Source organism: Microcystis sp. M144S2 (assembly GCF_020246065.1).
Classification (GTDB): domain Bacteria; phylum Cyanobacteriota; class Cyanobacteriia; order Cyanobacteriales; family Microcystaceae; genus Microcystis; species Microcystis ichthyoblabe_A.
Genome location: NZ_JADBTR010000032.1, coordinates 1 through 5,307, shown reverse-complemented (window position 1 = coordinate 5,307; position 5,307 = coordinate 1). Strand labels below are relative to the sequence as shown.

The window sequence follows — 5,307 nt, the reverse complement described above, 5'->3', positions numbered from 1 at the left end:
TCGCCCCTACAGGACGCGGGCCGATGAAGACGCAAGGTTTTGAAGCACGATTCTCTCAAAATCTTGCACCTGTTTCGCGAGAAAAGCCACAAAACCCTTACCTTGCCTACATTTCACCTTTATTCAGCAAGCCCTAATTAGGTGGGTTAAACTAAGTTAACCCACTGGAATCATTGCGTTTATTGTTAAGGTAAAATCAAAAAACTTCCCTGACAGAAAAGAGTTTGAGCGTCGAGAATAAAAGATTTAATCTCCACATCTTTGCCTAAATCGACGGTAAAGGGTTGCAGATCAATAGATAAATCTGGGGCTAAACCTTGCCATTGTCGGGGACTAATCCCTAAAGTGCGGGCATCTTCTAGGGTAATATCAGCGCTAAAAATTACTTCTGCACCCGTTTCTCTATGGCCGAGAAGAGAGAAATAACCCTGATTTAAGAGAACATTTTTCCAGTTAAAACGCTGTTGTGAGATAATTTCTCTGGCGTTAACAACTCCGTTATTTTCTAGGGAAAAAATTAGTAAATCGGCAAAAGCATTAACTAAAATAGTCGAGGCGATCGAATTATTTAAATCCTGCTCGTTAATTTCCACCTCACCGCTAACCCGAATAGGTTCCAAAATTTTTAGGGGTTTCCCTCGCAAAACCTGCCCGATATTAAGACGAATATTTTCCCCTCTTAATTGCGCTTTACCTAGATGTAAACCTTGATAAATCGCTTTTCCTACGGCTAAAAATACCCCGGGGATATAACCGCGCAAAATTTGCCGATCATGACCTTGCAGCTGCATTTCTAAATCTTCTATCTGTTCTACTTGCGTTCTTAAGAACAGACGTACTGCTGGCGGCAAAACCTTACTAATAATCTCACTTTGAGTATTGACCCACATAAACGTTATCTCACTCACTCCACAATGTTTCTAATTGTAACAGAGCTAGATCGATCGAACCATGAGGGGCTGCCGTCAGCTATCAGTTATAGGTAAAAACTTCGCTACTTTCTGATTACTGATCACTGATCACTGAAAAGCCGCTAATTTTTAGGTTTTTGATGCGTTGAGGGAATTAAAACGAGGGGAAAGATAGGCGACTAAAACCCCGAGGGCAAAACCGATTAAATTGCGGAAAAGGGGCAGTAATTCACTGGTGCGAGTAACCACCGGTCCGATGCCAAAAGCAACAAAGAGGATAAACCAGAGGGGAGAGACAATTAAAACCCATTGCCAAGCGAAAACCTGTCCTTCTTTGCGAGGAATACCGGCAAAACCGAAGACTAAACCGCCGACAATTGAGGTAATTAAAGTTAAAATCCACTGTTCCTTCGGTAAACCGGGGACCACCGCACAACCACCTTTAACTAAACAGCCTTTTACCGTGTCTAAAGATTGTACGATCGCATTATTTTCGCCATTTTCCCGAACAAAATACATATTACCGAAACGGGCCTGTAATTCGATCCAAAAAGTGCGGGGTAAAAATTCATAGACGGCATCACCAATACTAAAAGATAGTAGATTACCGCCGCGACCATCGGCCACTAGGAGAATACTTTTATCATCCAATCCCCAGAAATTAATCACGGCCCGGCCGGGGCTGCGGTCATATTGGGTTAAAACTCGCATTTTCCAGCCGGTTTCCCCTTGAAATGTCTCGATATCTCGGATTAATGCCTCTTCCTGTTTTGCGGGTAGATAATTGGCTAAATCAACGATCGGAGTGGCTTGATTGGGCAGTAATTCGGGATTATTCACCGCTAGAGCTTGATCCGGGCAGATAATCCAACCCAGACAGCTAATGACACCAATTACAAGAGCGATCGAGATTCCTCGGCAAAAACGATTGAGCATAGCACTTCTAGACAATGAGAATTTTTTCAGCAAGGGTGTAGGCTAACTTTCAGTTTCTTTACACTTATTTACTTTATCTTAAGGGAATTCTCAACTTTAGTCACCCAGTTAGGGACTTGCGCTTTGATAATGTACCTTTTGGGCGAACGCAGTTCGCCCCTACATTAATGTACCTTTTGGGCGAACGCAGTTCGCCCCTACATTAATGTACCTTTTGGGCGAACGCAGTTCGCCCCTACATTGTGGACAAAATCCGTTACTGTAGGGGCGCAAGGAACCTGCGCCCTCCGATCGCCCAGGTTTGCTGATCACCCTAAGTAGGGGGAGAGCCTTTGAGAGTCCCCGCAGCTAAGGGACTTGCGCTTTGATAATATGCCATCTGGCCGGCCTGATTCTTCTACAGAGCGATTTTCTGGCTAGGATATTATTCCCACGCAAGTCCCTTATCGGTCATCAGATGCGAGTTTTCAGTTCACTCTCCAGAAACTCAACTCAAGCTGATGAGGTCTCAACCAGTGGCATTAACTGGATCTTTTGCCAAAATGGAGTAAATATAGTAGCGGGGGGATGGTCAATGACAGCACAGGAAGTATTAGAGTTAATTCAACGGGCAAAAGACGAAAGAGCGGGGGAGTTGGATCTGTCCGACAAAAACTTAACAGAAATTCCCCCCGAAATCCCTCAACTCACCTCCCTGCAATACCTCTACCTCAGAAATAACCAAATCAGGGAGATTCCAGAAGCACTCGCTCAACTCACCTCCCTGCAATACCTCTACCTCAGAAATAACCAAATCAGCGAGATACCAGAAGCGCTCGCTCAACTCACCTCCCTGCAGCACCTCCGTCTCAGCAATAACCAAATCAGCGAGATACCAGAAGCGCTCGCTCAACTCACCTCCCTGCAAGTCCTCGACCTCAGCAATAACCAAATCAGGGAGATTCCAGAAGCGCTCGCTCACCTCACCTCTCTGCAACGCCTCTATCTCGACAATAACCAAATCAGGGAGATACCAGAAGCGCTCGCTCAACTCACCTCCCTGCAACATCTCAACCTCAGCAATAACCAAATCAGGGAGATACCAGAAGCGCTCGCTCAACTCACCTCCCTGAAAGTCCTCGACCTCAGCAATAACCAAATCAGCGAGACACCAGAAGCGCTCGCTCAACTCACCTCCCTGCAAGTCCTCTACCTCAGCAATAACCAAATCAGGGAGATACCAGAAGCACTCGCTCAACTCACCTCCCTGCAAAACCTCCACCTCAAAAATAACCAAATCAGGGAGATACCAGAAGCACTCGCTCACCTAGTCAACCTGAAGCGATTAGTCCTCGGAAATAACCCGATTACCAACGTTCCCCCGGAAATTATTCGTCAGGGATGGGGTGAAGAAATATGGGATGATGGCAACCCGCAGGCGATTTTTAGTTATCTCAAGAATAAAGCTACACGCCCTCTTAATGAGCTTAAAGTTTTATTGGTGGGGGAGGGGGATGTGGGGAAAACTTCCCTGTTAAAGCGGTTACTGCACGATACCTTTAATTCCGAAGAACCCAAGACCCCCGGCATTAATCTTGAAAAGTGGCAACTGCCCCAAAAACCTGATATTCGCCTCAATCTCTGGGATTTTGGCGGTCAGAAAGTGATGCAAACCACCCATCAGTTTTTTCTGACTAAACGCAGTCTTTATCTGCTTGTCCTCGACAACCGCAAAAACGAACAGCAAAACCGTCTGGAATACTGGTTAAAACTCATTGAAACCTACGGAGGCAATTCTCCCGTGATTATCGTGGGTAATTGTGCCGATGAAAATCCCCCGCAAGTTAAGATCCGCACCCTCCAGAAAAAATATCCCCAAATCACCAAGCTAATCGCCACTTCCTGTAAAACCGGTGCGGGAATCGAGCAACTTGTGCAGGAAATCGCCTCTCAAATCGATGCTATTCCCCATATCAAAGATTTATTGCCTAATAGTTGGTTTGAGATCAAAACTCAACTAGAAGCGATGCAAGAGAGTTATGACTTTATTTCCTACGAAAAGTATCAGGAAATGTGTCAGACAGCCGAGATTAAAGAGGCCAGCGATCAAAAAAGTTTAGTGCAGTTTCTCCACGATCTCGGTATTGTCCTCAACTACCAAGATGATCCGCGACTGAATGAAACCAATGTCCTGAACCCGGAATGGGTAACTGACGGTGTTTATGATATTCTCAATAATCACGATTTGATGGTGCAAAAAAAGGGCATTCTTTCACTGCCAGATCTGCAAGATATTCTCAAACAACCCCAACGTTATCCCGAAAATAAACGCGGATTTTTGATGGATTTGATGGGAAAATTTGAACTCTGTTTTCCCCTTGATGGTTACAGTCCCGATCGCTATCTAATCACCGATCTTCTACCCATCGATGAACCGGATGTGGATATCTACGAAAACGCACCTTTACACTTCCAGTACCGTTATGATATCCTGCCCGGTAGCATTATTTCCCGCTTTATCGTCCGTAATCACCAGATGATCTATAAAACCATGCGTTGGCGTAGTGGTGTGGTTTTGACAATGGATATTAATAAAGCTTTGGTGCGTGCCGACGAGGAAGATAACTACATCAGCATAAAAGCCCAGGGTTCCCGTGCTAGTGCGCTTTTAGCTATTATTAAGACAGATTTTGACAAAATTCACGATACTATCCCTAATTTAGCCGTACAGGAAAGGTTAGTGATTCGAGAATTGCAAGGGGAAAAACCCACCGGGGTAGAAGTTCCCGTCGATTATCTCCATCTGATAGAACTCGATCACCAAGGTGTCGTGGAGGCAATTCTCCCCGGTTTGCGCGGCAAATATAATATCCGCGATATCTTAGAAGGGGTGGAATCTAAGACAGAAAGAGCAAGATATCTCGATATAAGGGAGGAACGTGGCCGCAAAAGCCGAGAAAATCGCCCTATGAGTCCCAAAACGCCAGAAACTCCCAATCTCCTGAAACCTAGTCTCGCTTTGTTGCTGGTTTTCGCTGTGGTTGCTTGTATAGTTGCGGTGATTGCCCATTTTGTGCCAGATTCAAAGCATATTACCAGCGTTTTGACAATTATTTTTATCTTTGCTTTTATTGTCTTTGTGTTATTGCTCTTGACGGGTAAAATCAATCAAACGACCTTTAATCAGCTTTTTGAAGTTTTGTCGCGATTTATCCCTACTTTTAAAGGACAAGAACCAAAAACCAACAACGATGACACTTCCCAAGAAACCCCTAAATCGGAGCAGTAAAGATTTGCTTACCACAGAAAGGTAACTTAGGCGAAAAAGTTTACAAATATTTAGGGTTTGCTGAATAAATGTGAAATGTAGGCAAGGTAGAGGTTTTGTGGCTTTTCTCCCGAAACAGGTGCAAGATTCTGAGAGAATCGTGCTTCAAAACCTTGCGTCTTCATGGTTCCGCGTCCTGTAGGGGCGAAGCAT

The 5,307-nt window shown here is 44.7% G+C and carries 3 protein-coding genes; 1 reads left to right on the top strand and 2 read right to left on the bottom strand.

All coding sequences use genetic code 11. The features are described 5' to 3' along the window. Nucleotides 1–185: 185 nt before the first annotated feature. A complete protein-coding gene (locus tag IM462_RS04235; RefSeq protein ID WP_287702217.1) occupies nucleotides 186–890 on the bottom strand; it encodes an LmeA family phospholipid-binding protein in 705 nt (234 codons plus the stop codon). 150 nt (nucleotides 891–1,040) lie between these two features. After that, nucleotides 1,041–1,847, bottom strand: coding sequence for a TPM domain-containing protein (locus IM462_RS04230; protein WP_002775882.1), 807 nt, complete (start codon nucleotides 1,845–1,847; stop codon nucleotides 1,041–1,043). 574 nt (nucleotides 1,848–2,421) lie between these two features. On the opposite strand from IM462_RS04230, the gene IM462_RS04225 reads away from it, so the two are divergent. Next, nucleotides 2,422–5,115, top strand: coding sequence for a leucine-rich repeat protein (locus IM462_RS04225; protein WP_287702215.1), 2,694 nt, complete (start codon nucleotides 2,422–2,424; stop codon nucleotides 5,113–5,115). Nucleotides 5,116–5,307 lie beyond the last annotated feature (192 nt).